We start from the raw sequence: 1,365 nt of genomic DNA, 5'->3' as shown, positions 1-1,365 counted from the left end.
CAACCGGATTGATATGAGTTGGATAAGTGCTCGTAGTCAGCATCCAAAAGCCGACATACAAGCTCAAGACGCTTTTAAAAAAACTTTATAGCACAGGTTAAGGCGTCACTGCCTACTGATGTGAGCTTAGATCAAGTGGACATCTGGTTTCAAGATGAAACTCGAATAGGACAACAAGGCTCATTGACCAGAGTTTGGCACTATCGCGGTGGGCGACCTCGACTGATCAAGCAGCAACAGTTTCATTCCGCTTATCTGTTTGGTGCCTTTTGGTAAGCGACAAAGAAGGCGGTCGGCTTAGTACTGCCTTCAGTGAATAAACATACCATGTTATTGCATATGCAAGAGATTAGTAAAGCCGTACCAAAAGGACGTCATGCGGTGGTGGTGATGGATGGCGCATTATGGCATCAACCAAGCTTGAATCAGGCTAATGTCACTATGCTTAAACTACCGCCTTATTCACCTGAGCTGAATCCTTCTGAGAGGGTATGGCAGTACCTTAAGCAAAATGAGTTATCCAATCGTTTTTATGACAGTTATGAGGCTATTGTCGATGCCACTTGCTTGGCTTGGAATAATTTGCTTAAACAGCCACAAAGAATTCGGTCGTTAACTGCTCGTGCTTGGGCGCAACTTTAATTGTTGGGTTTGGTATTAAACCGTCCAAGTTTAGGGGGTCAGTTCAATTTTTATAGCGGGTTTTTTTATTGCGTTGACGTTTATTTTTTAAGTGGTCCATTATACGAACTAAACTGTCTATACGTACTAAACTGTAAAATGCATCATTTTTATAAATCTATTGCACAATATAGCTTACTAACGCATAAATATTTGGTGGTGTGTCAGAAAGTATGCTGAGGAGATGAAAGGAGGGTGACAGCCAAAGCAAGATGATATATTTGAGGTTATGAAGACACAAATACAGATCAATTGCCCCGACTGTCACAGTCCCAGTTTTTCGATACACGGCAAAAAAAGCTATGGCAAGCAGAACTACCAGTGCAAGGACTGCAAACGTCAATTCATTGACGACCATGCCTTAACTTATCATGGCTGTCACTCTAAAATAGAAGACATCATACGGCTAATGACGGTTAGAGGTTGCGGCGTCAGAGACATAGCCCTTATAGCCTCTATTAGTATTGGTAAAGCCCTTAGCACCATAGGCTCATCGGTCTATAAGATTACACCTAAAAAGCGCTATTATGAACGCTTAGAGATTGATGAATTTTGGACTTACGTGTATCGCAAAAAGCGTAAAGTTTGGCTTATTTATGCTTATGACCGCGCTACCAATGAGATTGTCGCTTATGTCTGGGGCAAACGTGACCTGAAAACAGCTAAGAAGCTAAGAGCCCGTCT

General features: G+C 42.1%; 3 protein-coding genes and 1 pseudogene. All 4 read left to right on the top strand.

The features are described 5' to 3' along the window. Nucleotides 1–13 precede the first annotated feature (13 nt). Nucleotides 14–91: a winged helix-turn-helix domain-containing protein gene (locus A7325_RS14190; protein ID WP_145989778.1), complete on the top strand. Its 78-nt coding sequence runs from the start codon at nucleotides 14–16 to the stop codon at nucleotides 89–91. A 29-nt stretch (nucleotides 92–120) separates the two neighbouring features. Beyond that, nucleotides 121–276, top strand: a complete 156-nt coding sequence (locus A7325_RS13645; RefSeq protein WP_156508462.1) for a hypothetical protein — start codon at nucleotides 121–123, stop codon at nucleotides 274–276. A gap of 18 nt (nucleotides 277–294) precedes the next feature. Next, a pseudogene (locus A7325_RS13315) lies at nucleotides 295–642 on the top strand (transposase); the annotation flags it as partial. Between the two features lie 268 nt (nucleotides 643–910). Next, nucleotides 911–1,365 (top strand): IS1 family transposase (locus A7325_RS13640; RefSeq protein WP_156508461.1); only part of this gene is annotated, 455 nt, incomplete at its 3' end.

It is taken from the genome of Psychrobacter sp. SHUES1, assembly GCF_001652315.1.
Classification (GTDB): Bacteria; Pseudomonadota; Gammaproteobacteria; order Pseudomonadales; family Moraxellaceae; genus Psychrobacter; species Psychrobacter faecalis.
Note: the sequence above shows the minus strand (reverse complement) of the source record. Positions and strands in the feature narration are given on the sequence as shown.

What these genes read in the sequence shown, in the direction of transcription:
- A7325_RS14190 (WP_145989778.1), top strand. Translation starts at nt 14, where the DNA reads ATGAGTTGGATAAGTGCTCGTAGTCAGCATCCAAAAGCCGACATACAA.